Origin of the sequence: Streptomyces sp. NPDC087215, from assembly GCF_044744885.1 — a bacterium.
Taxonomy (GTDB): domain Bacteria; phylum Actinomycetota; class Actinomycetes; order Streptomycetales; family Streptomycetaceae; genus Streptomyces.
The window spans coordinates 646,175-671,514 of sequence record NZ_JBIUZD010000003.1 but is presented as its reverse complement, the minus strand read 5'-3'; the positions used below and the strand labels follow the sequence as shown (position 1 = coordinate 671,514).

The 25,340-nt window shown below is 72.1% G+C and carries 24 protein-coding genes; 12 read left to right on the top strand and 12 right to left on the bottom strand.

The window, feature by feature from the left end:
- Position 1 precedes the first annotated feature (1 nt).
- Positions 2 to 688: an ABC transporter permease gene (locus tag ACIO92_RS12520; protein WP_402279864.1), complete on the bottom strand. Its 687-nt coding sequence runs from the start codon at positions 686 to 688 to the stop codon at positions 2 to 4.
- A gap of 144 nt (positions 689 to 832) precedes the next feature.
- Between ACIO92_RS12520 and ACIO92_RS12515 the strand changes: the two genes are divergently transcribed.
- Entirely contained in the window at positions 833 to 1,855 is a 1,023-nt protein-coding gene (locus ACIO92_RS12515) for an ATP-binding cassette domain-containing protein (RefSeq protein ID WP_366442079.1), read from the top strand.
- A gap of 3 nt (positions 1,856 to 1,858) precedes the next feature.
- Here the strand turns inward: ACIO92_RS12515 and ACIO92_RS12510 are convergent, their stop codons facing one another.
- On the bottom strand, positions 1,859 to 2,971 hold the full coding sequence (locus ACIO92_RS12510; protein ID WP_366442078.1) for an alpha/beta hydrolase-fold protein: 1,113 nt from the start codon (positions 2,969 to 2,971) through the stop codon (positions 1,859 to 1,861).
- A 167-nt stretch (positions 2,972 to 3,138) separates the two neighbouring features.
- Between ACIO92_RS12510 and ACIO92_RS12505 the strand changes: the two genes are divergently transcribed.
- The 6 genes from ACIO92_RS12505 (at position 3,139) to ACIO92_RS12480 (ending at position 7,954) form a co-directional block, all read left to right on the top strand.
- Entirely contained in the window at positions 3,139 to 4,983 is a 1,845-nt protein-coding gene (locus ACIO92_RS12505; protein ID WP_401234959.1) for a phosphatidylglycerol lysyltransferase domain-containing protein, read from the top strand.
- A 28-nt stretch (positions 4,984 to 5,011) separates the two neighbouring features.
- Positions 5,012 to 5,872, top strand: a complete 861-nt coding sequence (gene folP / locus ACIO92_RS12500; protein ID WP_402279867.1) for a dihydropteroate synthase — start codon at positions 5,012 to 5,014, stop codon at positions 5,870 to 5,872.
- A 56-nt stretch (positions 5,873 to 5,928) separates the two neighbouring features.
- Entirely contained in the window at positions 5,929 to 6,336 is a 408-nt protein-coding gene (locus ACIO92_RS12495; RefSeq protein ID WP_401235470.1) for a nuclear transport factor 2 family protein, read from the top strand.
- Positions 6,337 to 6,471: 135 nt separating this feature from the next.
- Positions 6,472 to 6,831 (top strand): dihydroneopterin aldolase, encoded by a 360-nt coding sequence (gene folB, locus ACIO92_RS12490; protein ID WP_351785809.1) that lies wholly within the window; start codon positions 6,472 to 6,474, stop codon positions 6,829 to 6,831.
- Positions 6,828 to 7,427, top strand: a complete 600-nt coding sequence (gene folK / locus ACIO92_RS12485; protein WP_366442075.1) for a 2-amino-4-hydroxy-6-hydroxymethyldihydropteridine diphosphokinase — start codon at positions 6,828 to 6,830, stop codon at positions 7,425 to 7,427. The genes folB and folK overlap by 4 nt, the downstream gene beginning before the upstream one ends.
- Positions 7,428 to 7,474: 47 nt before the next feature.
- On the top strand, positions 7,475 to 7,954 hold the full coding sequence (locus ACIO92_RS12480) for a DUF3180 domain-containing protein (RefSeq protein ID WP_366442074.1): 480 nt from the start codon (positions 7,475 to 7,477) through the stop codon (positions 7,952 to 7,954).
- A gap of 72 nt (positions 7,955 to 8,026) precedes the next feature.
- Here the strand turns inward: ACIO92_RS12480 and folE are convergent, their stop codons facing one another.
- The 6 genes from folE to dacB form a co-directional block, all read right to left on the bottom strand.
- Positions 8,027 to 8,632, bottom strand: coding sequence for a GTP cyclohydrolase I FolE (gene folE / locus ACIO92_RS12475; protein WP_366442073.1), 606 nt, complete (start codon positions 8,630 to 8,632; stop codon positions 8,027 to 8,029).
- A gap of 99 nt (positions 8,633 to 8,731) precedes the next feature.
- Positions 8,732 to 10,750 (bottom strand): ATP-dependent zinc metalloprotease FtsH, encoded by a 2,019-nt coding sequence (gene ftsH / locus ACIO92_RS12470; RefSeq protein ID WP_366442072.1) that lies wholly within the window; start codon positions 10,748 to 10,750, stop codon positions 8,732 to 8,734.
- A gap of 174 nt (positions 10,751 to 10,924) precedes the next feature.
- Positions 10,925 to 11,464 (bottom strand): hypoxanthine phosphoribosyltransferase, encoded by a 540-nt coding sequence (gene hpt / locus ACIO92_RS12465; RefSeq protein ID WP_317876926.1) that lies wholly within the window; start codon positions 11,462 to 11,464, stop codon positions 10,925 to 10,927.
- Positions 11,465 to 11,504: 40 nt separating this feature from the next.
- Positions 11,505 to 12,518, bottom strand: a complete 1,014-nt coding sequence (gene tilS / locus ACIO92_RS12460) for a tRNA lysidine(34) synthetase TilS (protein WP_366442071.1) — start codon at positions 12,516 to 12,518, stop codon at positions 11,505 to 11,507.
- 204 nt (positions 12,519 to 12,722) lie between these two features.
- A complete protein-coding gene (locus ACIO92_RS12455; protein WP_366442070.1) occupies positions 12,723 to 13,862 on the bottom strand; it encodes a zinc-dependent metalloprotease in 1,140 nt (379 codons plus the stop codon).
- A gap of 70 nt (positions 13,863 to 13,932) precedes the next feature.
- Positions 13,933 to 15,333 (bottom strand): D-alanyl-D-alanine carboxypeptidase/D-alanyl-D-alanine-endopeptidase, encoded by a 1,401-nt coding sequence (gene dacB / locus ACIO92_RS12450; protein ID WP_402054537.1) that lies wholly within the window; start codon positions 15,331 to 15,333, stop codon positions 13,933 to 13,935.
- A 104-nt stretch (positions 15,334 to 15,437) separates the two neighbouring features.
- Between dacB and ACIO92_RS12445 the strand changes: the two genes are divergently transcribed.
- Positions 15,438 to 15,929 carry an inorganic diphosphatase gene (locus tag ACIO92_RS12445; RefSeq protein WP_351785830.1) on the top strand — a complete coding sequence of 164 codons (492 nt, stop codon included), beginning with the start codon at positions 15,438 to 15,440 and terminating at the stop codon, positions 15,927 to 15,929.
- A 117-nt stretch (positions 15,930 to 16,046) separates the two neighbouring features.
- Positions 16,047 to 17,717, top strand: a complete 1,671-nt coding sequence (locus ACIO92_RS12440; protein WP_366442068.1) for a threonine/serine exporter family protein — start codon at positions 16,047 to 16,049, stop codon at positions 17,715 to 17,717.
- Between the two features lie 46 nt (positions 17,718 to 17,763).
- Here the strand turns inward: ACIO92_RS12440 and ACIO92_RS12435 are convergent, their stop codons facing one another.
- Positions 17,764 to 18,483, bottom strand: a complete 720-nt coding sequence (locus tag ACIO92_RS12435; RefSeq protein WP_402279871.1) for a DedA family protein — start codon at positions 18,481 to 18,483, stop codon at positions 17,764 to 17,766.
- A 149-nt stretch (positions 18,484 to 18,632) separates the two neighbouring features.
- Here ACIO92_RS12435 and ACIO92_RS12430 point away from each other — a divergent pair, with 149 nt between their 5' ends.
- The 3 genes from ACIO92_RS12430 (at position 18,633) to ACIO92_RS12420 (ending at position 22,559) form a co-directional block, all read left to right on the top strand.
- Positions 18,633 to 19,001, top strand: a complete 369-nt coding sequence (locus tag ACIO92_RS12430) for a YbjQ family protein (RefSeq protein WP_366442066.1) — start codon at positions 18,633 to 18,635, stop codon at positions 18,999 to 19,001.
- Between the two features lie 797 nt (positions 19,002 to 19,798).
- On the top strand, positions 19,799 to 21,106 hold the full coding sequence (locus tag ACIO92_RS12425) for an ion channel protein (RefSeq protein ID WP_402054542.1): 1,308 nt from the start codon (positions 19,799 to 19,801) through the stop codon (positions 21,104 to 21,106).
- 34 nt (positions 21,107 to 21,140) lie between these two features.
- On the top strand, positions 21,141 to 22,559 hold the full coding sequence (locus ACIO92_RS12420; RefSeq protein WP_402279874.1) for a glutamate decarboxylase: 1,419 nt from the start codon (positions 21,141 to 21,143) through the stop codon (positions 22,557 to 22,559).
- A gap of 63 nt (positions 22,560 to 22,622) precedes the next feature.
- Here the strand turns inward: ACIO92_RS12420 and ACIO92_RS12415 are convergent, their stop codons facing one another.
- From ACIO92_RS12415 to ACIO92_RS12405, 3 genes are all read right to left on the bottom strand, one after another.
- Positions 22,623 to 23,387 (bottom strand): ABC transporter permease, encoded by a 765-nt coding sequence (locus ACIO92_RS12415; protein WP_366442064.1) that lies wholly within the window; start codon positions 23,385 to 23,387, stop codon positions 22,623 to 22,625.
- Positions 23,384 to 24,346 carry an ATP-binding cassette domain-containing protein gene (locus ACIO92_RS12410; protein WP_401234980.1) on the bottom strand — a complete coding sequence of 321 codons (963 nt, stop codon included), beginning with the start codon at positions 24,344 to 24,346 and terminating at the stop codon, positions 23,384 to 23,386. The genes ACIO92_RS12415 and ACIO92_RS12410 overlap by 4 nt, the downstream gene beginning before the upstream one ends.
- Positions 24,347 to 24,663: 317 nt before the next feature.
- Positions 24,664 to 25,293: a PadR family transcriptional regulator gene (locus ACIO92_RS12405; protein WP_366442062.1), complete on the bottom strand. Its 630-nt coding sequence runs from the start codon at positions 25,291 to 25,293 to the stop codon at positions 24,664 to 24,666.
- Positions 25,294 to 25,340 lie beyond the last annotated feature (47 nt).

Here is a 25,340-nt window from a genome sequence, read left to right as displayed (position 1 = left end):
CTCACCCACCCCCCGGCGCGGTCCGTATCCGGGCCCACGGCGTCAGCAGCCGCTGGACGCCCAGGAGCAGCAGATCGGCGACGACGGCGAGCAGGACGCACAGCACGGCGGCGGCGAGCATCTGCGCCTTGAAGAAGGTCGGCAGCGCGTCCTCGATCAGATTGCCCAGACCGCCCCTGCCGACGACCGAACCGACCGTCGTCAGCGCGATCGTGGAGACCGTCGCCATCCGTATCCCCGCCATCAGCACCGGCAGCGCCAAGGGCAGTTCGACCTCCCAGAGGAGCCTCAGCGGCCCGTACCCCATGCCCCGGGCGGCCTCCCGCGTCTCCACGGGCACCGCGTCGAGCCCCGCGAGCGCGTTGCGCACCAGGATCGTCAGCGCGTACAGCACGAGACCGGTCACCACGAGCGCCGCCGACAGCCCGAAGAACGGCAGCAGCAGCGAGAACATGGCGAGCGACGGCACCGTGTACAGCAGGGTCGTCAGACCGAGGACCGGGCCCGCGAACCGGGGCCTGGCCCGCGCGAGCAGCGCCAGCGGCAGCGCGACGACGAGCGCGATCAGCACGGACACCACGGTGATTCCCACATGCTGGAGCGTGGCGTCGGTCAGCTCCCCGGCGCGCGTGCGCAGGTACTCCCCGCAGATCCAGTCGTTCGTGACCAGACAGTTCGATGCGCTCATCCGTCCCTCCCCCCGGGCAGTCAGCCTTCCCGAACGCTTGTCCGCCGACACTAACCCCCGGCACCGACAATCCCCCGGACCCGCCACAATGCGGCAACACGCCCTTCACACACCCCCGGCGTCCAGGGGCCAGAATGGGGAACCATGATCCGGTTCGAGCACGTGACCAAGCGGTACGACGACGGCACCACCGCCGTCGACGACCTCTCCTTCGAGGTGGCCGAGGGCGAACTCGTCACCCTGGTCGGGCCGTCCGGCTGCGGCAAGACGACCACGATGATGATGGTCAACCGGCTCGTCGAGCCGACCTCCGGCCGGGTCCTGGTCGACGGCCGGGACATCGCCGACGTCGATCCGGTCGCCCTGCGCCGCAAGATCGGCTACGTCATCCAGCAGGTCGGGCTCTTCCCCCACCGCACGGTCCTCGACAACACCGCGACCGTCCCCTCGCTGCTCGGGTGGAAGAAGGCCGCCGCACGCGCGCGTGCCGCCGAACTCCTCGAACTCGTCGGACTCGATCCCGCCGTCCACGGCTCCCGCTACCCCGCCCAGCTCTCCGGCGGGCAGCGCCAGCGGGTCGGCGTCGCCCGCGCCCTCGCCGCCGACCCGCCCGTCCTGCTCATGGACGAGCCCTTCGGCGCCGTCGACCCGGTCGTCCGCGAACGCCTCCAGAACGAGTTCCTCGCCCTCCAGGCCACCGTCCGCAAGACCGTCCTCCTCGTCACCCACGACATCGAGGAGGCCGTCCGCATGGGCGACCGCATGGCCGTCTACGGGCAGGGCCGCATCGAGCAGTTCGACACCCCGGCCACCGTCCTCGGCTCCCCCGCCACCCCGTACGTCGCGGACTTCGTCGGCAGCGACCGGGGCCTCAAGCGGCTCGCCGTCACCCCGGTCACCGAGGCCGACCTCGATCCCGTACCGGCGGAGGACCTCGTACCGGCGGAGGGTTCCGGACCGGCCGACGGCCCCGGAGCGGCCCACGCGCCGGGACCGGCGGGCGCCCCCGCCCCCGTGCCCCTGGGCACCTCGCTCAAGGACGCCCTCGCCGTGCTGCTCCAGCACGACACCGGCCGCCTCGTCGTCACCGGCGCCGACGGCCGCCCCCTCGGCGTCCTCACCCCGGCGGGCGTCCACCGCGCCCTGCGCCGGGCCACCACCGGCTGAACCTCAGACCGCGCTGAGCTTCCCGCTCAGCCACACCATGCCCGGGGGGATCTCCCGGTTCCACGTGTTGAAGTTGTGGCCACCGCTGTCCAGGACGATCGACGAGACCGACGCCGGGCTCTTCACCCGCTTGATGAACTCCCTCGTGTCCCGCAGATTGCTCTCGCCCCGCTTCGACGTCGTCACCAGGAACGACGACTTCCCCTGCGGCAGGTTGTCCAGGCTCCACAGCAGATCCGCCCGCTTGCGCAGCCGGTCGTCACCGTGGAACAGATCACCCGTCGTCACGTCCTCGGCCGCCCGGTAGTACGCCGAGAAACCCGCCCCCGCGGCGAACCGCTCCGGGTGGTGCAGCGCGATCTTCAGCGCGCAGTACGCCCCCGTGGAGTTCCCCATGAACCCCCAGTTCCGCGGCTTCGTCCCCACCCGGTACGTCCCCGACACCGCCGCCGGCAGGTCCTCCGCGAAGAACGTCTCCGTCTGCGGCCCGCCCGGCACGTCCACGCACTCCGTGTCCCGGGGCGGCGCCACCGTCGGCCGCAGCATCACCAGGATCATCGGCTGCATCCGTCCCTCCCTGGCCTGGAGGTACGCCGTCTTCGGGTACTTCAGCCCCTTGATCAGGTTCTCCGCCGTCCCCGGATACCCCGTGAGCACCACCGACGCGGGGAACGTCCGCTTCGCGTACTTCGCCTGGAAGTACTCCGGCGGCAGATACACGTACGCCGGGGAGACGATCCCCGACCGCGCCCCCTCCACCACGATCTTCTGTATCTGCCCCGAGACCTCCGGACGCCCGCTGCCCGGCACGTCGAGCTGCTGCGTCCCCACCACCCGTACGTGCTTCGAACCCGCCCCGTGGTCGACGACCACCCCCATGTCCTGCTCCTGCCCGAACAGGTCCGCCCACGAGCCGTAGAACAGGAACGAGCGGTTCGCCGCCAGGCCCACCGCCGCGAACAGCACCACCTGCGTCACCAGGAGCAGCACCACCCTGCCGGTGCACGCCCGCCACCCCCGGCGCGCGAGGCGTGGCCACAGCCACACCGTCGCCACGAACAACCCCACGGCCAGTACGACCGCCGCCACGAGAACCCTGCCGCTGGTGAGGCCCATGGGACGACCACCCCCGCCTTTCCGAGAATTTCCGGTGAACCGATGAACCCGAGCCCGTACCGCTCCGTCCTAGAAGGCGCACCAACCGGGACGACCCGCCGAAACGCTCCGCGGGTCCCGACCGGAATCAAGGACCCTCCGCAGGACCACGGGAAGCACGGGAAGCCATGTCTGTCACGGTAGATGGGGACAAATCAGGATTGGTTCCGGTTCGGGTACGCCGGATTCTCCGCGGCCCCGAACCCCAGAAGATCCCCGCACTCATCGGCACCGCCTGCACCTTCATCGGTCTCATCGACATCGCCGCCGGGGTCTTCCCGCGCTTCCGCGCCAGCCGCTTCCACACCATCACCGAGGTCCTCCCCGGCACCCTCGGACCCCTCTCCGCCGCCCTCTCCCTCAGCGCCGGAGTCCTCCTCCTGCTCCTCGCCCACGGCCTCAAGCGCAACAAGCGCCGCGCCTGGCGGGCCGCCGTCGTCCTCCTCCCCCTCGGCGCCGTCGCCCAGTTCGCCTGGCGCCACTCCGTCGCCGGAGCCCTCCTCTCCCTCTGCCTGCTCGCCCTCCTCGTCCGGCACCGCGACCAGTTCGCCGCGCTGCCCGACCCCCGCAGCCGCTGGCGCGCCCTCGCCAACTTCGTCGTCATGGGCGCCGGGTCCATCGCCCTCGGCCTCGTCATCGTCAGCGCCCACCCGCGCCGGGTCGTCGGCGACCCCAGCCTCACCGACCGCCTGGAGCACGTCCTCTACGGACTCTTCGGCTTCGAAGGCCCCGTCGGCTACACCAGGGGCGTCGACTGGACCGTCGGCTACTCCCTCGGCGCCCTCGGTATGCTCACCGCCCTCACCACCATCTACCTGGCCTTCCGCCCCGAGCACCCCGCCGCCCGCCTCACCGACGACGACGAGCTGCGCCTCCGCGCCCTCCTCGACCAGCACGGCGGCCGCGACTCCCTCGGCCACTTCGCCCTCCGCCGCGACAAGGGCGTCGTCTTCTCCCCCAGCGGCAAGGCGGCCGTCTGCTACCGCGTCGTCTCCGGCGTCATGCTCGCCAGCGGCGACCCCATCGGCGACGTCGAGGCCTGGCCCGGCGCCATCGAACGCTTCATGGACGAGGCCAAGGCCCACTCCTGGACCCCCGCCGTCATGGGCTGCTCCGAGACCGGCGGCCAGGTCTGGACCCGCGAGACCGGCCTCGACGCCCTCGAACTCGGCGACGAGGCCATCGTCGACGTCGCCGGCTTCTCGCTCTCCGGCCGCGCCATGCGCAACGTCCGCCAGATGGTCAAGCGCATCGAACGCAACGGCTACACCACCCGCGTCCGCCGCGTCGGCGACCTCGACGAAGCCGAACTGGAACGGGTCCGCCGCGCCGCAGCCGACTGGCGCGGCACCGACACCGAACGCGGCTTCTCCATGGCCCTCGGCCGCATCGGAGCCCCCGGCGACGGCGACGCCGTGATAGCGACCGCCCACAAGACCGACGACGACGCCGACCCCCACTCGCCCTACGGCGACCTCAAGGCGATCATCCACTTCGTCCCCTGGGGCGCCGACGGCATGTCCCTGGAGCTGATGCGCCGCGACCGCTCCGCCGACCCCGGCATGAACGAGCTCCTCATCGTCGCCGCCCTCCAGGCCTCCCCCGCCCTCGGCATCGAACGCGTCTCCCTCAACTTCGCCATGTTCCGCTCCGCCCTCGCCCGCGGCGAGAAGATCGGCGCGGGACCCGTCCTCCGCGTCTGGCGCGGACTCCTCGTCTTTCTGTCCCGCTGGTTCCAGATCGAATCGCTCTACAAGTTCAACGCGAAGTTCCAGCCCCGCTGGGAACCCCGCTTCGTCGTCTACCGCACCAGCCGCGACCTCCCCCGCATCGGCTTCGCCGCCATGCAGGCCGAGGGCTTCGTGAACCTCTCCTTCCCCCGCCCCTTCGCCCGCCGCCGCCCCTCCCCCGCCCCCCGGCCCTGCTCCCACATAGTCCCCGGGCCCGCTGAGCGCGAGATCCGCGCGGCCTGAATCCGCCCCCACGCCCTACGCTGGTCACATGAGTACGACGATCGACCGGGGTACGGCCCTGGGCCTGCCGGAGTGGGACCGCTGCGCGGTCATGGGCGTGGTCAACGTGACCCCCGACTCCTTCTCCGACGGCGGCCGCTGGTTCGACACCACGGCCGCCGTCAAACACGGCGTCGACCTCGCCGCCCAGGGCGCCGACCTCGTCGACGTCGGCGGCGAGTCCACCCGCCCCGGCGCGAGCCGCGTCGACGAGGACGAGGAGCTCCGCCGCGTCATACCCGTGGTCCGCGGCCTCACCGCCGAAGGCGTCACCGTCTCCGTCGACACCATGCGCGCCGTCGTCGCCGCCCGCGCCGTCGAAGCCGGGGCCCGCCTCGTCAACGACGTCAGCGGCGGCCTCGCCGACCCCGGCATGGTCCCCGCCGTCGCCGCCGCCGAGGTCCCCTTCGTCGTCATGCACTGGCGGGGCTTCAGCCAGGACATGAACGGCCTCGCGGTCTACGACGACGTCGTCGGCGAGGTCCTCGGCGAACTGCGCACCCGCCTCGACGCCGTCGTCGACGGCGGCGTCGCCCCCGAACGCATCGTCGTCGACCCCGGCCTCGGCTTCGCCAAGCTCGCCCCCCACGACCTCGCGCTCGTCGCCCACCTCCCCGCCCTCCGCGCCCTCGGCCGCCCGCTCCTCGTCGCCGCCTCCCGCAAGCGGTTCCTCGGGCACGTCCTCACCCGCGAGGGCGCCACCCCGCCGCCCGCCCGCGAACGCGACGCGGCCACCGCCGCCGTCTCCGCCCTCGCCGCCCACGCGGGCGCGTGGGCCGTCCGCGTCCACGAGGTCCGCGCCACCGCCGACGCCGTCCGCGTCGCCCGCGCCGTCGAGGGAGCCGCGTGAGCCGCAACCCCAGGGAAGCCGCCGTCGAAGCGGTCAACACCGCCTTCTACGAGGCGATGGAGACCGGCGACTTCGACACCGTCTCCGCGCTCTGGCTCGACGACGGCGCCACCCCCATCACCTGCGTCCACCCCGGCTGGCCCGTCCTCACCGGCCGCGGCGAGGTCCTCCGCTCGTACGCCCTGATCATGGCGAACACCGACTACATCCAGTTCTTCCTCACCGACCTCGCCGTCTCCCTCGCCGACGACACCGCCGTCGTCACCTGCACCGAGAACATCCTCAGCGGCGGCCCCGCCGAGGACGGCGCCGAACTCGGACCCCTCGTCGGCCAGCTCGTCGTCGCCACCAATGTGTTCCGCCACACACCCGAGGGCTGGCGGATCTGGTCCCACCACGCCTCCCCCGTCCTCGCCGAGACCGAGGATTCCAAGGCCGGAGAGCCCGGCGCGGACGACAACTGAACCCCCCGACCTGACCCGCCCACGCCCCCCAAGGCAAAGCGCTGTCGGTGCCCGCAGGTAGATTCGACGACGGACACCCGGCCGTCCGCACCCGGCTGCGTGACCACCCGAACTACGACAGCAGGAGTGATTCGCGTGGATCGTGTCGCGCTGCGCGGCCTCAAGGCCCGGGGCCACCACGGCGTCTTCCCCAAGGAGCGCGAGGAGGGCCAGACCTTCATCGTGGACCTGGTTCTCGGCCTGGACACCCGTCCGGCGGCCGCCGACGACGACCTGACGAAGACCGTGCACTACGGGATCGTCGCCGAGGAAGTCGTCGACGTCGTCCAGGGTGAACCCGTCGATCTCATCGAAACCCTCGCCGAGCGCATCGCCCAGCGATGCCTCGGCCACGCCGGGGTACAGGAGGTGGAAGTCGTCGTGCACAAGCCCGACGCGCCCATCACCGTGCCCTTCGACGACGTGACCGTCACGATCACCCGGAGCCGACGATGAAACCGACACAGAGCGACCCCACCGTCCAGCCCGTACCCGCCTCCGTCGTCGAAGCCGTCGACGCCGCCGACGTGACCCTCTCCAACCCGCACTGGGCCGTCGTCGCCCTCGGCGCCAACCTCGGCAACCGCCTGGAGACCCTCCAGGGGGCCGTGGACGCCCTCGCGGACACGCCGGGCCTCCGGGTCAAGGCCGTCTCCCCCGTCTACGAGACGGAGCCCTGGGGCGTCGACCCCGGCAGCCAGCCCTCGTACTTCAACGCGGTCGCCCTCGTGAAGACGACGCTCCCGCCCGCCTCCCTCCTGGAGCGGGCCCACGCCGTCGAAGAGGCCTTCCACCGCGTCCGCGAGGAGCACTGGGGCGCCCGCACCATCGACGTCGACATCATCGCGTACGCCGACGTCGTCTCCGACGACCCCGTCCTCACCCTCCCGCACCCCCGCGCCCACCAGCGGGCCTTCGTCCTCGCCCCCTGGCACGACGTCGACCCGGAAGCCCAGCTGCCCGGCCACGGACCCGTCACCGGACTCCTCGCGACCGTCGGCGACGAAGGCGTGACCGTCCGCGCCGACCTGGAACTCCGTCTGCCCGAGTAGTCGTTAGGCTCGTGGCAGACCGCCCGCGACCACACGAAGGACACCCGGTGAAACAACTGCGGCTGAAGGTGCTCGCCGGACTCTTCGTCGTGGCCGGCGTGCTCTCCTGGGGCGCCGCCCGGCTCTGGGACTCGGTCGGCACCCTCCCCAGCGTGCCGCTCGCCGCGCCGGTCGTCCTCGCCGTGATCGCGGTCGTCCTGACCGCGACCGCCCTGTCCCTCCGCGCGCGGCTCAGGGCCCAGCGCGACCGGCGGCCCGGCGCCAAGGGCGTCGAGCCGCTGATGGCGGCCCGCGCGGTGGTCTTCGGCCAGGCGAGCGCCCTGGTGGCCGCCCTCGTCGCCGGAATGTACGGCGGCGCGGGCGTCTTCCTCCTCGCCCACCTCGACGTCCCGGCCCGCCGCGACCAGGCCCTCTACGCGGCCTTCGCGGTCCTGGCGGGCCTCGGCGTCATCGCGGCCGCCCTCTTCCTTGAGCGGGTCTGCAAGCTCCCCGAGGACGACGACAAGAAGCCCTCGGCCGCCGCCTGACCCCTCCGGCCCGCCGATCGGCACCCGGGCAGCACCCCCGGGCCGCAAGCCCGTGGCGCCCCGCCCCGGCCCCTACCGGGCGAGGATCAGGGACATGGCCTCGGCGCGCGTGGTGGCGTTGCGCAGTTGGCCGCGGACCGCCGAGGTCACCGTCTTCGCACCCGGCTTGCGGACCCCGCGCAGCGCCATGCACATGTGCTCCGCCTCGATCACGACGATCACACCGCGCGCTTCCAGGATCCTCATCAGCGAGTCCGCGACCTGGGTCGTCAGACGCTCCTGCACCTGCGGGCGACGGGCGAAGACGTCCACCAGACGGGCCAGCTTCGACAGACCGGTGATCTTGCCCGATTCGGCGGGGATGTACCCGATGTGCGCCACACCGTGGAACGGCAGCAGATGGTGCTCGCAGGTCGCCGTCAGTTCGATGTCCTTCACCAGGACCATCTCGTCGTGTCCCAGGTCGAACGTCGTCGTCAGCACGTCCTCGGGCTTCTGCCACAGCCCGGCGAACAGTTCCTTGTACGCGCGCGCCACCCGGGCCGGAGTCTCCTTGAGGCCCTCGCGGTCCGGGTCCTCGCCGACCGCGATGAGCAGCTCCCGCACGGCGGCTTCGGCACGCTTCTCGTCGAACTCGCCGATCGTGCCGTCGCCGTCCAGCGTCACCGGGTCGGTCATCTCTGTGCCTCGTTCCGTCCGAACTGAAGTGCGCGAAAAGCCGCGCCCCCACAGGCTAAAACCTGTGGGGGCGCGGCAGCCATTCCGGGGTGGGAAGGGTCAGTCCTCCGGGGTGTCCACCGGGGCGATGTCGATGCCCTTCGTGGTGTCGACCGCCGGAGCCGCCGAGCCGTTCGCCGTGTTCGTCAGGGCCAGCTCCTTGGGGGAGAGGACCGGCGGACGCGTGGACGGGGTGCGGTGCGAGGAACCGGTCCAGGCCGGACGGGCCGGACGCTTGACGATGGAGGCGAAGATCTCGGCGATCTCCTCCTTGCCCAGCGTCTCCTTCTCCAGCAGCGCGAGGACCAGGTTGTCGAGGAGGTCACGGTTCTCGACGAGGATCTCCCACGCTTCGTTGTGGGCGGTCTCGATGAGCTTCTTGACCTCTTCGTCGACCAGCGCGGCGACCTCTTCCGAGTAGTCGCGCTGGTGCGTCATGTCCCGGCCGAGGAACGGCTCGGTGTTGTCGCCGCCGAACTTGATGGCGCCGAGACGCTCGGTCATGCCGTACTGGGTGACCATCGCGCGGGCCGTGGCGGTGGCCTTCTCGATGTCGTTCGCCGCGCCCGTGGTCGGGTCGTGGAAGACGAGCTCCTCGGCCGCGCGCCCGCCCAGCATGTACGCCAGCTGGTCGAGCATCTCGTTGCGGGTGGTGGAGTACTTGTCCTCTTCCGGCAGCACCATCGTGTAGCCGAGGGCGCGGCCCCGGGACAGGATGGTGATCTTGTGCACCGGGTCGGAGTTCGGCGAGGCCGCCGCGACCAGGGCGTGGCCGCCCTCGTGGTACGCGGTGATCTTCTTCTCCTTGTCCGACATGATGCGGGTCCGCTTCTGCGGGCCCGCGACCACACGGTCGATCGCCTCGTCCAGTGCCGCGTTGTCGATCAGCTTCTGGTCGCCGCGGGCGGTGAGGAGCGCCGCCTCGTTGAGGACGTTGGAGAGGTCCGCGCCGGTGAAGCCGGGGGTGCGTCGGGCGACGGCGCCGAGGTCGACGTCCGGGGCGACCGGCTTGCCCTTCTGGTGGACCTTGAGGATCTCCAGACGGCCCAGCATGTCCGGACGGTCGACGGCGATCTGCCGGTCGAAGCGGCCGGGGCGCAGGAGCGCGGGGTCGAGGATGTCGGGCCGGTTCGTGGCGGCGATCAGGATGACGCCGCCCTTCACGTCGAAGCCGTCCATCTCGACGAGGAGCTGGTTGAGGGTCTGCTCGCGCTCGTCGTGGCCGCCGCCGAGTCCGGCGCCGCGGTGGCGTCCGACGGCGTCGATCTCGTCGACGAAGACGATGGCGGGAGCGTTGGCCTTGGCCTGCTCGAAGAGGTCGCGGACCCGGGAGGCGCCGACGCCGACGAACATCTCGACGAAGTCGGAGCCGGAGATCGAGTAGAACGGCACGCCCGCTTCGCCGGCCACGGCGCGCGCGAGGAGCGTCTTTCCGGTTCCGGGGGGGCCGTAGAGCAGGACGCCCTTGGGGATCTTGGCACCGACGGCCTGGAACTTGGCGGGCTCCTGGAGGAATTCCTTGATCTCGTGGAGTTCCTCGACCGCCTCGTCGGAGCCTGCGACATCGGCGAAGGTGGTCTTCGGGGTGTCCTTGGTGATCAGCTTGGCCTTGGACTTCCCGAACTGCATGACGCGGGAGCCGCCGCCCTGCATCTGGTTCATCAGGAAGAGGAAGACGACCACGATGAGGACGAAGGGGAGGAGCGAGAGCAGGATCGAGACGAAGGCGGACTGCTTCGTCGGCGTGACGGTGTAGCCCTTCTCGATCTGTCCGGCCTCGAACTTCTCCTGGAGCTTGTCGGCAAGGTCGGCGCCCTGGGTGCCGATGTAGCTGGCCTGGACCTTGCTGCTGTTGTCGATCTTCTGGCCGTCGACGAGTTCGATCTTGACGATCTGTTCGTCACCGGTGGTGATCTTTGCCTGCTTGACCTGGTTCTTGTCGATCGCCTGGACGACCTTGCCGGTGTCCACCGTCTTGTAGCCCTCGGACGAGCCGACGACCTGCATCAGCACGACCACGGCGAGGACGGCCAGCACGATCCACATGACCGGCCCACGGAAGTATCGCTTCACGTCCATCCATACGGAGCGCTGGGCGCTCCGTCCCTCCTGCCCGTAGGAAAATGCTGCTGTGAGAGCTGCTGTGTGAAAAAGCTGTTCTTCGGACGGTACCTCAGCATCGTCGCCCGCGACCGCCTTCCCGTGGTTCAACGGGGGGAAGGCGGTACGGGTTCCCCCGTACCGCGGGAGGCTTCAGCCGCCGTAGACGTGGGGGGCGAGAGTGCCGACGAACGGAAGGTTCCGGTACTTCTCGGCGTAGTCGAGGCCGTAGCCGACGACGAACTCGTTGGGGATGTCGAAGCCGATCCACTTGACGTCGATGGCGACCTTCGCGGCCTCGGGCTTGCGCAGCAGGGTGCAGACCTCCAGGGAGGCGGGTTCGCGCGAGCCGAGGTTGGAGAGCAGCCAGGACAGGGTCAGGCCGGAGTCGATGATGTCCTCGACGATCAGGACGTGCTTGCCCTTGATGTCGGTGTCGAGGTCCTTGAGGATGCGGACGACGCCCGAGGACTGGGTTCCGGCGCCGTAGGAGGAGACGGCCATCCAGTCCATGGTGACGGGGGTCGAAAGGGCGCGCGCCAGATCCGCCATCACCATCACGGCGCCCTTGAGGACGCCGACGATGAGCAGGTCCCTGCCCGCGTATTCCGCGTCGATCTTCGCGGCCAGCTCAGCCAGCTTGGCGTCGATCTCTTCCTTGGTGATGAGCACCGACTGGAGGTCGGTGCCCATGTCCTTCTCGTTCACCCGGGTCACTTTCGTTGCGCGTGCGTCAGCCTTGCCGGATGACCAGTCTGCCACCCTGGCGGCGCGCTTCGACGCGTCCGGGCAGGTTGATGGCCCCTTGGCCGCGCCAGCCCGTGATGAGCCGGTCGACTTCCTCGATGTGCCGGGCGAAGAGGGAACCGGCGGGGGCGCCCTCGGCGATCACGGCGCGGCGCAGGACGCGGCGGCGCACCGCGGTGGGCAGGCCGAAGAGTTTGGCGCATTCGAGGGCGCCCGCCTCGTCGCGTACGGAGGTCTCGGCGTCGGCGGCCCAGGTGTCGAGGGCGTCGGCGTCGTCGCGGGAGAGCTGGGCCGTTCGGGCGAGGGCTTCGACGACTCCCTTGCCGAGGGCTTTCTCCAGGGCGGGGAGTCCTTCGTGGCGGAGCCGGGAGCGGGTGTAGGCGGGGTCGCTGTTGTGGGGGTCGTCCCAGACGGCGAGTTCCTGCGCGACGCAGGCCTTGCGGACGGTCTGGCGGTCGAGCCGGAGGAAGGGGCGCCGGTAGCGGCGGGAGGTGCCGGAGACGGCGGCCATGCCGGAGAGGGAGCGGATGCCGGAGCCCCGGGCGAGACCGAGGAGGACGGTCTCGGCCTGGTCGTCGCGGGTGTGGCCGAGGAGGACCGCCGTGGCCCCGTGGCGTTCGGCGGCGGCGTCCAGGGCCGCGTACCGGGCGTCGCGGGCGGCGGCTTCGGGGCCTCCTTCGCGGCCGACGGTGACGGCGACGGCCTCGACGGGGGTGAGTCCGAGGGCGGTCATGCGTCCGGCGACCTCGTGGGCGCGGGTGTCGGAGCCGGGCTGGAGTCCGTGGTCGACGGTGATGCCGCCGGCCCGGACGGGGAGCTTGCGGGCCTCGAAGGCGAGGGCGGAGGCGAGCGCCATGGAGTCGGCGCCGCCGGAGCAGGCGACGAGGACGAGGGGGGTTCCGTCGTCGGCGGTGGGGTCGGTCTGGTGCTCGGTGAGGATGTCGTGGAGTACGCGGCGGACCGCCAGGCGTATCGCCGCGACCGCAGGATGGGGACCCATGTCCGGTTCCCTTCGTGATGGGGTGGGTGCCTCGGTCGGAGTCATAACGGCCGGAGGGGGGTTCGGTCACTCAGAGTGCGTCGATGGTGACAGAAACCCGGCCGTTACCCGAGCATTGCACGCCCCACCCCTTGTCCAGGGTCCCTCGGATGGGTGATTGGTGGGGTGTTCCGAGGTGTTCTCGCGTCGTGCGCCGCACCTGCCTCAGGAGTCTGCCTTACGGTGCACCCTCGCGATCCAGTCGGCGGGTGCGGCGATCTCGGACTTGGTGGGGAGCGTGTTGGGGGAGGTCCAGACGCGGTTGAAGCCGTCCATGCCGACCTGGTCGACGACGGCGCGGACGAAGCGTTCGCCGTCGCGGTACTGGCGGAGCTTGGCGTCGAGGCCGAGGAGTTTGCGCAGGGCGAGGTCGAGGCGGGAGGCGCCTCGGGCGCGGCGCTGCTGGAACTTCTCGCGGATCTCGGCGACGGAGGGCACGACCTGGGGGCCGACGCCGTCCATGACGTAGTCGGCGTGGCCTTCGAGGAGGGACATGACGGCGGTGAGGCGGCCGAGGATCTCGCGCTGCTCGGGGGTCTGGACGAGTTCGACGAGGGAGGGGGCGGGTTCGCCCTCCTCGGCCTCGGGGCGCCCGCCCGCGAGGGTCTGGGCGGCTTCGCGGAGGCGTTCGACGACGGTGCCGGGGTCGACGTCGGTGGCGGCGAGGAACGACTGGATCTCGCCCTGGAGGTGGTCGCGGAGCCAGGGGACGCCGGTGAACTGGGTGCGGTGGGTCTCTTCGTGGAGGCAGACCCAGAGCCGGAAGTCGTGCGGGTCGACTTCGAGTTCGCGCTCGACGTGGACGATGTTCGGGGCGACGAGGAGGAGGCGTCCGCCGCCTGCGGTCCCGGTGGGGAGGTCCCGGGTCGCGGGGGCGAAGGTCTCGTACTGGCCGAGGATGCGGGAGGCGAGGAACGACAGGAGCATCCCGAGCTCGACGCCGGTGACCTTGCCGCCGACGGCACCGAGGACGGCGCTGCCGGGGGTGTCCTGCCTGCGGTCCCGCATCTTGCCGAGGAGCGGGGTGAGGAGTTCGCGGAAGCCCGCGACGTTGGCCTTGATCCAGCCGGCCCGGTCGACGACGAGGACGGGGGTGTCGTGGGGCTCGGCGCCCTCGGGGATCATCCGCGTGTAGGCGCGGACGTGTTCCTCGGCGGCTTTGGCGTGCCTGCGGAGTTCGGCGACGATCTCGCGGGCCTCGTCCCGGCCGACTTCGGGTCCGGGCCGTACGAGACGGGTCGCGGTCGCGACCGCGAGGTTCCAGTCGACCATCCCGGGTGTGCGCGCCCCACCGAAGCTCGTCATGCGTCAACCGTACGGTCTCGGGGCCCGTTCGGTGGGGGTTCGGTGCGGGCCGGACGGGGGTGGGCCGGGGTCAGCGGGGCGCGGTGAGGGCGGCGGAGAGCCGGTCGAGGGCGGGCTGCGCCTCGTACGGGGAGAGGGTGCGGCCGGCGAGGAAGGCGAAGGCGAGGAGGCGTCCGTCGGGGGTGACGGCGGTGCCCGCGAGGGTGTTGACGCCGGTGAGGGTGCCGGTCTTGGCGCGGACGAGCCCGGCGCCCGCGGGGGCGGTGCCGAAGCGGTCGGCGAGGGTGCCGGTGAAGCCGCCGACGGGGAGGCCGGTGAGCAGGGGGCGCAGGGCGGGATGGGCGGGGTCGGCCGCGCGGGTGAGGAGGGCGGTGAGGAGGGCGGCGGTGAGGCGGTCGCGGCGGTCGAGTCCGCTGCCGTCGGCGAAGCGGGCGCCGGTGACGGGGAGACCGAGGCGGGCGAGTTCGTCGTGGACGGCTCGGGCGGCGCCGTCGAAGCTCGCGGGTGCCTTGTGGGCGAGGGCGGTGTGGCGGGCGAGGGCTTCGGCGAGGTCGTTGTCGCTGTGGGTGAGGGTGCGTTCGGCGAGGTCGGTGAGGGGGGCGGAGTACGTACGGGCGAGGGGGGCGGCCTTCGGGGTGCGGCCGGGGGCCGGGTCGCCGGTGACCGTGATCCCGGCGTCGGCCAGGAGGGCGGCGAAGGCGGTGGCGGTGTCGCCCGCGGGGTCGCCGGTGCGGGGGGCGGGGCCGTCGCGGCTGTCGTCGAGGCGGCCTCCGCGGGTCATGAGCGCGACGACGGGGGCGAGGTTCTCGTTGGGGCCGATGGGGTGGAGGGCGGGCCCGGTGTAGAGGCTCGTGTCGTAGGCGAGGCGCACGGAGGTGTGGCCGCGGGCGGTGAGGGCGCGGGCGGTGTCGGCGGCGAGGGTCTTGAGACGGCCGGGGTCGAGGGTGGGGTCGCCGCCGCCGGTGAGGGTGACGGCGCGGCCGTCGGGGGCGGCGGTGACGGTGGTGGTGAGGCGGTGGTCGGGGCCGAGGGCGGAGAGGGCGGCGGCGACGGTGGCGATCTTGGTGGTGGAGGCGGGGGTCATGGGGGTGGTGTCGCCCGCGCCGTAGAGCCGGAGTCCGGTGGAGGTGTCGACGACGGAGGCGGCCCGGAGGGGGCCGAGGCCGGGGTCGGCGAGGAGGGGGCCGAGGACGGCCGCGAGGTCGGCGGGGCGGGTGGCGGGGGCCGGGCCGTGCAGGGCGGGGAGGACGCCGGGGGCGCTGGGCGCGGGCGCGGGGCGGTGGGGCGGGGCGGGGGCGGGGGCGGGGGCGTGACGTGTGCCACCCGGTGACTGGGCGGCGGCGGCGCGTGCCCGTTCGGCCGTACGCTGGCCGGAGTCCCACGGGCCTGCCAGGGTCACCGCCGTGGCGGCCAGGGCCAGACCGAGGGCGGCGGAGCCCGCCGTGAGCTGCCACGTTCTCGGCTCGGGCATTGCCGACCAGCCCCTTTCGCGATCACGGTCGTGCGTGAGGGACACTTAATCACCGCGCGTCGTCGCGGGCAGTCACTTGTGTGTTGATTCAGGAGGAGCCACCCGTGGAGTTCGACGTTCTCATCGAGATCCCGAAGGGGTCGCGTAACAAGTACGAGGTCGACCACGAGACGGGTCGCATCCGCCTGGACCGTCGTCTGTTCACGTCGACGGCCTACCCGACCGACTACGGCTATGTCGAGAACACCCTGGGCGAGGACGGCGACCCGCTGGACGCCCTCGTCATCCTGGACGAGCCGACGTTCCCGGGCTGTCTGATCAAGTGCCGTGTCATCGGCATGTTCCGCATGACGGACGAGGCCGGCGGCGACGACAAGCTGCTGTGCGTCCCGGCGACGGACCCGCGCATGGAGCACCTGCGGGACATCCACCACGTGTCGGAGTTCGACCGTCTGGAGATCCAGCACTTCTTCGAGGTCTACAAGGACCTGGAGCCGGGCAAGTCGGTCGAGGGCGCGGACTGGGTCGGCCGCGCCGAGGCCGAGGCGGAGATCGAGAAGTCGTACGCGCGGGCCAAGGAGCAGGGCGGCCACTGAGCCGTTCCCGTTCCCCGCGTGTGAAGGCGGTGCACCTCTTGGGGTGCACCGCCTTTCGCACATCCGTCTCATGCTCATACTGGAAGCCACGGTTCCCTGGGGAGTGAGGCGGTCGGTGTGGTGGCGGAGCCGGACGGTTCTGAACTCGGTACGGACGGGGCTCCGGAGGACCGGAAGCCGCAGTCGGACGAGTCGCGGAGCGCGTTCGTGGCGCCCGCCGGGGTGGAGCGGCCCCCGCCTCCGGAGGAGGAGCATCCGACGTCCGAGTTCGCCCTGCCGCCTGGGCTGACGCCGGAGCCGCCGCCGGAGCAGGAGGGGTCGGCGTTCGCGACGCCCGCCACGTATTCGGCGCGGAACTCGCCGCCGGTGTTCACACCCGTGTACGGGGTTCCGCTGGTGCGGCTGTCGCAGGACGCGCCCTGGCAGGACCGGATGCGGACGATGCTGCGGCTGCCGGTGGGCGAGCGGCCGGTGCCGGAGGCGCTGCGCAAGGAGGACGAGTCGGGTCCTTCGGTGCCCCGTGTGCTCGACCTGACGCTGCGCATCGGGGAGCTGCTGCTCGCGGGCGGTGAGGGCGCGGAGGACGTCGAGACGGCGATGTTCGTGATCTGCCGTTCGTACGGGCTCGACCGGGTCGAGCCGACGGTGACGTTCACGTTGTTGTCGGTGACGTACCAGCCTTCGCTGGTGGACGATCCGATCACGGCGAACCGGACGGTGCGGCGCCGGGGCACGGACTACACGCGGCTCGCGGCGGTGTACACGCTGCTGGCGGACATCCACGCGCGGGCGCACGAGGTGACGCCCGAGGAGGCGTACCGGCGGCTCGCGGAGATCCGGCGGAACCGGCATCCGTATCCGGGGTGGGTGCTGACGGCGGCGGCGGGCGTGCTCGCGGGTGCGGCGTCGGTGCTGCTGGGCGGCGGGCCGACGGTGTTCCTCGTGGCGGCGCTGGGCGCGGTGCTGGGTGACCGGCTGGCGTGGCTGTGCGCGGGGCGGGGGCTGCCGGAGTTCTACCAGTTCCTGGTGGCGGCGATGCCTCCGGCGGCGATGGGGGTGCTGCTGACGCTGCTGCACGCGGATCTGCGGCCCTCCGCGGTGATCACCGGTGGTCTGTTCGCGCTGATCCCGGGGCGGGCGCTGGTGGCGGCGGTGCACGACGGGCTGACCGGTTTCTACATCACGGCTTCGGCGCGGCTCCTGGAGGTCGCGTACTTCTTCGTGGCGATCGTGGTGGGCGTGCTCTCCGTGCTCTACGTGGCGGTGCAGTTCGACGCGCAGCTGAATCCGGAGGGGGCGCTGCGGGCGGTGGAGCGTCCGGTGACGCAGACCCTGGCGTCGATGGTGCTGTGCGCGACGTTCGCGATCCTGCTGCAGCAGTCGCGGGCGACGGTGCTGTTCGCGACGCTGAACGGCGGGGTGGCGTGGGTGGTGTACGCGTCGATCGCGGTGACGGCGCAGGGCTCGGCGGTGATGGCGACGTCGGTGGCGGCGGGCCTCGTGGGGCTCTTCGGGCAGTTGATCGCCCGGTACAAGCACACCTCGTCGCTGCCCTACGTGACGGCGGCGATCGGGCCGCTGCTGCCGGGTTCGGCGACGTACTTCGGGGTCCTCGCCATCGCGCAGAACAATCTGGACCAGGGCTTCACGTCCTTGGCGAAGGCGGCGGCGCTGGCCCTCGCGATCGCGATCGGGGTGAACCTGGGCGGCGAGCTGGCGCGGCTGTTCATGCAGGCGCCCGGCGCGGCCGCGGCGCGCCGGGCGGCGAAGCGGACCAGGGGCTTCTGAGGCCCCCGGTCCGGGCCCCTCCGCTCGGGGAGGGGCCGGGGGGAAGTCAGCGCTTGGCGTGGCGGCCCCGGGAGGGTCCCGGGGGCGACTGGTCGGGGGCGCCGGGCGTGCCGGGGACCTCGTGGTCGCCCGCCGCGCGGGCCTTCTTCGACTGGGAGCGGGCCCGGAGGACCTCGATCACGATCGGGACGACGGAGATCAGGACGATCGCGATGAGGATCATCTCGATGTGCTTGTGCACGAAGTCGATCTTGCCGAGGGCGGCGCCGAGGACGGTGACGCCCGCGCCCCAGAGGACACCGCCGATGATGTTGAACGTGATGAACGAGCGGTAGTTCATCCGGCTGACGCCCGCGATGATCGGGGTGAACGTGCGCACGATGGGCACGAACCGGGCCAGGATCAGCGACTTCGGGCCGTGCTTCTCGAAGAAGACGTGGGCCTTCTCGACGTTCTCCTGCTTGAACAGCTTGGAGTCGGGGCGCTTGAAGAGCGCGGGTCCGACCTTGCGGCCGAAGAGGTAGCCGACCTGGTCCCCTATGATCGCGGCGGCCACGATCATGGTGCAGACCAGCCACAGCGGGGTGTCGATCTTCCCCGTGGTGACGAGGAGGCCGGTGGTGAAGAGCAGCGAGTCGCCGGGGAGGAAGAACCCGATGAGGAGTCCCGACTCGGCGAAGACGATGACGAGGACTCCGATCAGACCGAAGGTCTGAATCAGATAGTCCGGATCCAGCCAGCTCGGTCCGAGGGCGATCGTGTTCACGGGCTTCCGGGCTCCTGCGGTCGGTGGGGGCGGGGACGGCTGCCTCCAAGTTACCAACGCGGGCCGGGCGCACCCGGTTCCACCCGGGCACCACGGGATGCGGACGGGGCCCGGGACCGGGAGTCTTGGGGGTCAGGAGGTGTATGCCGATGGGCATCGAGGAGTACGGAGGCGGCCAGGGGCCGCAGCCCGACGTGCTGGTCGTGACGACGAACGACGTGCCGGGGTACGAGGTGCGGCAGGTGATCGGTGAGGTCTTCGGGCTCACCGTCCGCTCCCGCCATCTGGGCAGTCAGATCGGCGCGGGGCTGAAGTCGATGATCGGCGGGGAGCTGAAGGGTCTGACCAAGACCCTGGTGCAGACCCGCAACCAGGCGATGGAACGCCTGGTGGAGCAGGCGCAGGCACGGGGCGCGAACGCCGTGCTGATGTTCCGCTTCGACGTCACCGAGGCGGCCGACGTGGGCACGGAGGTGTGCGCGTACGGCACTGCCGTGGTGATCGCGCCACGCGCCTGAGGGCTCCCGCGCGGGGCCCCGACGGGGCTGGGCGGGTGCTCCGACGAGGCCCGTCACTGCTCCGGCCTGGGATTTTACGGGCCCGAGGCCTGGGCCTCGGCCGTCCGGCCGGTCCGGGATCACGGGCCGGCCGACGCTCCGGGGCCCGGGTTCCCCTCCGGCGGAAGGCGCGCCGCCGGGGCGTGGACGGTGCCGGTCGGGGCGGCTTGAATCGGTTCCGTTTCCGGTTCCGGGGCGGGGCGGGGCGGGGCCGGGTGGGCCGGACCCGTCGGAGCCGGGCGGGCCGCCGGACCCCTCGGCCTCGGCCGGAGCGGTCGGGCGGGGTGCGCACCCGTACGGCCGACCCGGCCGCGCTCCGTACGGCGGCCCCGCGCTCGTACGGCGGCCTCGCGGGGGTACGGCGATCTCGCGGGGTACGGCCGGAAGGGCCGTCCCGTCCACCGGGAGTCGGCCCGAAGCCCTCCGGGGGAAGCCCGCCGAGAACCAGCCGCCCGCCCGCCTGCCGAGAACCGGGCCTGCGCGCTCCGGGCCCCGGCGTTGTGCCTGCCGGGCTGTGGGTGGGGGCGTTTCAGGGGGTGAGCGGACCTTGGGCGGGTGCTGGGGGGCGTGGGGATGCCGGGGGCGGTGGGGCCCGTTGCCCGTATGTCCGACGTCTGGCGTCCGGCGCCAGGTGTCTGTGGGCTGGTCTTCGGGGGTGCCGAGCCGCTGCCCGGTGGTCTGGCTTTCGGGTTGCCGAGCCGCCGCCATCGGCACCGTTTCGGGGTGTTGAGTCAGGTATGCGCCTTTATGGTGAGCCCGTGGCTTCTGATCATGTTTCGCCCGCGTCCGCCGGTGCTTCCGGTCCGGCGGGCTCGGACGGCGTCACCCCGCTGCGGACCCTGCTCCCGCAGGTCCTGCCCGCGCTCGTGGTCGGCATCGGCGCCGGCCTGCTGTTCCTGGCGATCAGCTTCCTCTCCGAGAAGCTCCAGCACGTCCTCTGGAACGACCTGCCCGACGCCCTCGGCATCGGCGGCTACTCCTCCCTCTGGATCATCGCCATGCTCACCGCCACCGGCGTCGCCGTGGGTCTCGTCGTCTGGAAGGTGCCCGGACACGCGGGCCCCGATCCCGCCGCCACGGGCCTCGGCGGGCCGCCGCTCTCCCCCGCCGTCGTCCCCGGGCTGCTGCTCGCGAGCACCCTCGCCCTCGCCGGGGGCGTCAGCCTCGGCCCCGAGAACCCGATCATCGCCACCAACATCGCCCTCGCCTACTGGCTCGGCCGCAGGGCCGCGCCCGCCGTGCCCGGCGCCGCCTGGGTCGCCCTCGCCTCCGCCGCCACCATCGGCGCCCTCTTCGGCACCCCGGTCGCCGCCGCCCTCGTCATCTCCGAGGCCCTCACCGGCCAGCCGGGACCCGGCTCGCTCTGGGACCGGCTGTTCGCCCCGCTGCTCGCCGCGGGCGCGGGCGCGATGACCACCCAGCTGCTCGCCGAGCCCAGCTTCGACCTGGGGCTCCCGCCGCTCACCGACCCCGGCTGGACCGACCTCCTCGGCTCCCTGGTCATCGCCTCCGCCGCCGCCCTCTTCGGCCTCGCGGCCTGCTCCCTCTTCCCCCGCGTCCACAGCGCCTTCACCCGGCTGCGGCACCCGATGCTGATGCTCCCCGCCGGTGGCCTCGTCCTGGGCCTCCTGGGTGCCCTCGGCGGCCATCTGACGCTCTTCAAGGGCCTGGCCGAGGTCAAGGAACTGACCTCCTCCATCGGCGGCTGGTCCTCCGGCGAGCTGGCCAAGCTGGCCGCCGTCAAACTGCTCGCCCTGCTCGTCGCCTCCTCCTGCGGCTTCCGGGGCGGCCGGATCTTCCCCGCCGTCTTCATCGGCGCCGCCTTCGGCCTGTTCTGCCAGGCCCTCGTCCCCGAGGTGCACCCGGCGGTCGCCGTCTCCTCCGGCGTCCTCGGCATCCTCCTGGCCACCACCCGGCAGGGCTGGATCAGCCTCTTCACCGCCGCCGTGCTCGCCGCCTCCCCCGCCACGCTCACCCTGCTCTGCCTGGCCTCGCTCCCCGCCTGGCTGCTGGTCACCGGCCGCCCCCAGCTGGAACTCGACACCCAGGGCAAGTCCCTGCACTGACCCCGCACCCGTCCCGTACCGAAGGAGTCCCACCGTGCCGCTCCACCAGGGTCCCACCGCCTCCCCGTCCGAGCCCGAACGCCGGCTCGCGCTCAACCCCTTCTTCGGCGAGGCCAACCCGGTCGGCGGCATGGACCAGGCCCCACCGCGCCACCGGATGCCCGACGGCCCGCTGCCCCCGATGAGCGCCTACCAGCTCGTCCACGACGAGCTGATGCTCGACGGCAACGCCCGGCTCAACCTCGCCACCTTCGTCACCACCTGGATGGAGCCCCAGGCCGGGGTCCTGATGGGCGAGTGCCGGGACAAGAACATGATCGACAAGGACGAGTACCCGCGCACCGCCGAACTGGAGCGCCGCTGTGTCGCCATGCTCGCCCACCTGTGGAACGCGCCGGACCCGGCCACCGTCGTCGGCTGCTCCACCACCGGCTCCAGCGAGGCCTGCATGCTCGCCGGGATGGCCCTCAAGCGCCGCTGGGCCCGGCGGAACGCCGACCGCTATCCGGGCAGCGCCCGCCCCAACCTGGTGATGGGCGTCAACGTCCAGGTCTGCTGGGAGAAGTTCTGCAACTTCTGGGAGGTCGAGCCCCGGCTCGTCCCCATGGAGGGCGACCGCTACCACCTCGACGCCGCCTCCGCCGCCGCGCTCTGCGACGAGAACACCATCGGCGTCGTCGCCGTCCTCGGCTCCACCTTCGACGGCTCCTACGAACCCGTCGCCGAGATCTGCGCCGCCCTCGACGAGCTGCGCGACCGTACCGGCGTCGACGTCCCCGTGCACGTCGACGGCGCCTCCGGTGCCATGATCGCCCCCTTCCTCGACGAGGAACTCGTCTGGGACTTCCGGCTCCCCCGGGTCGCCTCGATCAACACCTCCGGCCACAAGTACGGCCTGGTCTACCCGGGCGTCGGCTGGGCCCTGTGGCGCTCCCCCGCCGAACTCCCCGAGGAACTCGTCTTCCGCGTCAACTACCTCGGCGGGGACATGCCCACCTTCGCGCTCAACTTCTCCCGGCCGGGCGCCCAGGTCGTCGCGCAGTACTACAACTTCCTGCGGCTCGGCCGGGAGGGCTACCGGGCGGTCCAGCAGACCTCCCGGGACATCGCCCGGGGTCTCGCCGAACGCATCGAGGCGATGGGCGACTTCCGGCTCCTCACCCGGGGCGACCAGCTGCCCGTCTTCGCCTTCACCACCGCGCCGGACGTCACGGCCTTCGACGTCTTCGACGTGTCGCGGCGGCTGCGCGAACGGGGCTGGCTCGTCCCGGCGTACACCTTCCCCGCCCACCGCGAGGACCTGTCCGTCCTCCGGGTGGTCTGCCGCAACGGTTTCTCCGCCGACCTGGCCGGGCTGCTCATCGAGGACCTCGGGCGCATCCTGCCCGAACTCCGCGCCCAGGAGCGCCCCTTCACCCACGACAGGGCGGCCGCGACCTCCTTCCACCACTGAGCCCGTCCTCACGGACCCGGCGGCGGGCCCCGGAAGGACCCGCCGCCACCACCCTGCCGGGCGCTACCTCCCGAGCCCGCCGAACTTCCGCACCGCCAGCGGGAAGAAGACCAGGAACAGCGCCAGTGGCCACAGCACCGCCGCCATGACGTGCCCCGGCTCGCCGCCCGGGTTCCCGAAGAGGTCGCGGACCGCCGTCGCCGTCGCCGACATCGGGTTCCACTCCACGAACGTGCCGAGCCAGCCCGGCATCGACTCCGGCGCCGCGAACGCGTTGGAGAGGAACCCCACCGGCCACACCAGGATCTGCACCGCCTGCACCAGCTCCGCCCGCCCCGCGACCAGGGCCAGGAAGATCCCCGCCCACAGCATCGCGAACCGCAGCAGGAGCAGCAGCCCCAGCGCCCCCAGGGTGCTCCCGAGCCCGCCTCCGGTCCGCCAGCCGATCGCGTGACCGACCCCCACCAGGACCAGCAGCCCCACCGTCGACTGGAGCATGTCGGCCGCCGCCCGGCCCACCAGGACCGCGCCGTCGGCCATCGGCAGCGACCGGAACCGGTCGACGACCCCCTTGTCCAGGTCCCGCACCACCGCCGTCATGGTGCCTTCGAGCCCGAACACCATGGTCAGGGTCAGCATCCCCGGCACCAGGAAGTCGACGTAGTCGCCGTCGACGCCCCGCCCGCCGCCGACCAGGAAGCCGAACATCAGCAGCATCATCACCGGGAACACCAGCCCCACGAGGACCTGCACCGGCTGGCGCGCCCAGTGCGCCAGCTCCCGGCGGGTCATCGTCCAGCAGTCCCCGACCACGTACGCGGCGCTCATGCCGCCACCTCCCGCTCCTCCGGGACGCCCCGGTCCGTCAGCTTCAGGAAGACCTCGTCGAGCGTCGGGCGCCGCAGGGCGATGTCCTCCGCCTCGATCCCGGCGGCCCCCAGCGCCCGCACGGTCTCGGCGAGCGAGGCCATCCGGTCGGTCACGGGCACGCTGAGCAGCCGCCGGTCGGCGTCCACCGTCACCTCGGCGCGCGGCGCGGGCAGCAGCCCGGCGGCCTCGTCGAGCCGTGCCGCGTCCCGTACGACCACGTCGACGCGGTCCGCGCCCGCCCGTGCCTTCAGGGCGTCGGGCGTGCCGTCGGCGACGACCCGGCCCCGGTCCACGACGGAGATCCGGTCCGCGAGCCGGTCGGCCTCCTCCAGGTACTGGGTGGTGAGCAGCACGGTGGTGCCCGCGCCGACGAGGGAGCGGACGGAGTCCCAGACCTCGGCGCGTCCGCGCGGGTCGAGGCCGGTGGTCGGCTCGTCGAGGAAGAGGATCTCGGGGTCGGTGATCAGCGAGGCGGCGAGGTCGAGCCGTCGCCGCATACCGCCGCTGTACTGCCGGACCGGTTTGCGGCCGGTGTCGGCGAGACCGAAGCGGTCGAGGAGTTCGTCGGCCCTGGCTCCGGCGCGGCGGGCGCCGAGGTGGTGGAGCCTGCCGAACATCTCCAGGTTCTGCCGGCCGCCCAGTTCCTCGTCGAGGGCCGCGTGCTGGCCGAGGAGGCCGATCCGCCGCCGCACCTCCCGGGCCCCGGTCCGTACGTCGTGGCCCGCGACCCGCACCAGGCCCTCGTCGTGCCGGAGCAGGGTGGCCAGGACGCGGACCGTCGTGGTCTTGCCCGCTCCGTTGGGGCCGAGCAGACCGTGGACGGTGCCGCGTCCGACCCTCAGGTCGAGCCCGGCCAGGGCGTCCTTGTCTCCGTACCGCTTGCGCGCGCCCTCCACGAGGATCGCGTCCGCCGTCATATGGCTCCTCCGAATATGGGTAGTCAAACTTGACCACCTCTCACCGACGGAGCAAGGTATGCCCTCCGGAGGAATTGGTCAAACTTGATTAGATGTTTTTTGGATCAGGGTCTTGGCCAGGGCTTGGCCAGGGTCTTGGCCAGGGCTTGGCCGGAGGGGGTTGCCTGTCGCCGCCGGTCTCGGCTGTCACGGTGTCGCCCCGGCCGTCCCTGTCCTACGGGCCGGGTCACCCCCTGCAGGCCGGGTCACCCTTACGGGCCGGGTCACCCCCTGCGGGCCGAGGGACCTCACGGGTCGGACCCCCTACAGGTCGCCCCTTACGCGGCCGGGTTCCCGTCCGCGTAAGGGTTCTCCTCGCCCTCGGCGAGGACGCCCACGAACGGGTCACCCTCACCGGCGAAGACGTACGCCCCGGCCTCGACCCGTTCGATCAGCCCGAGCGTCCACTCCTTGCCCGCGTCGGCCGAGTGGACCCACATGTGCATGATCTCGCCGATGTGCCCGAGCTGCCCGGGGCCGCCCTCCGGCGTGTAGTACTCCGTGACCGCCGTCCGCCACTCGTCGAGCGCCCGCACCCGGCGGCGCAGCAGTTCCACGGCCTCCTCGCGGGGCAGGTCCACCATGAAGCCGATGGCCGCCGACATGACGTCCATCTTCTGGTCGTACGTGGTCAGCGCCTCGCGCAGCAGCGCGAAGTACTCCCGCTCGCCGGACTCCGTCAGCTCGTACTCGACGCGCGGCGGCCCGCCGACCGCGCTCGGCGCCACCTCGTGCGCGTGCAGCAGCTCCTGCTTCGCCATCTGCTTCAGCGCGTGGTAGATCGAGCCCGGCTTGGCGTGGGACCACTCGTGCGCGCCCCAGTACTCCAGGTCGTTGCGCACCTGGTAGCCATGGGCCCGGCCGTGCTGTCTGACCGCGCCCAGGACGAGCAGCCGGATCGCCGACATCCCCGCGTACCTCCCCGTCGATTCCGATCCGACCAGGTTACGCGGAG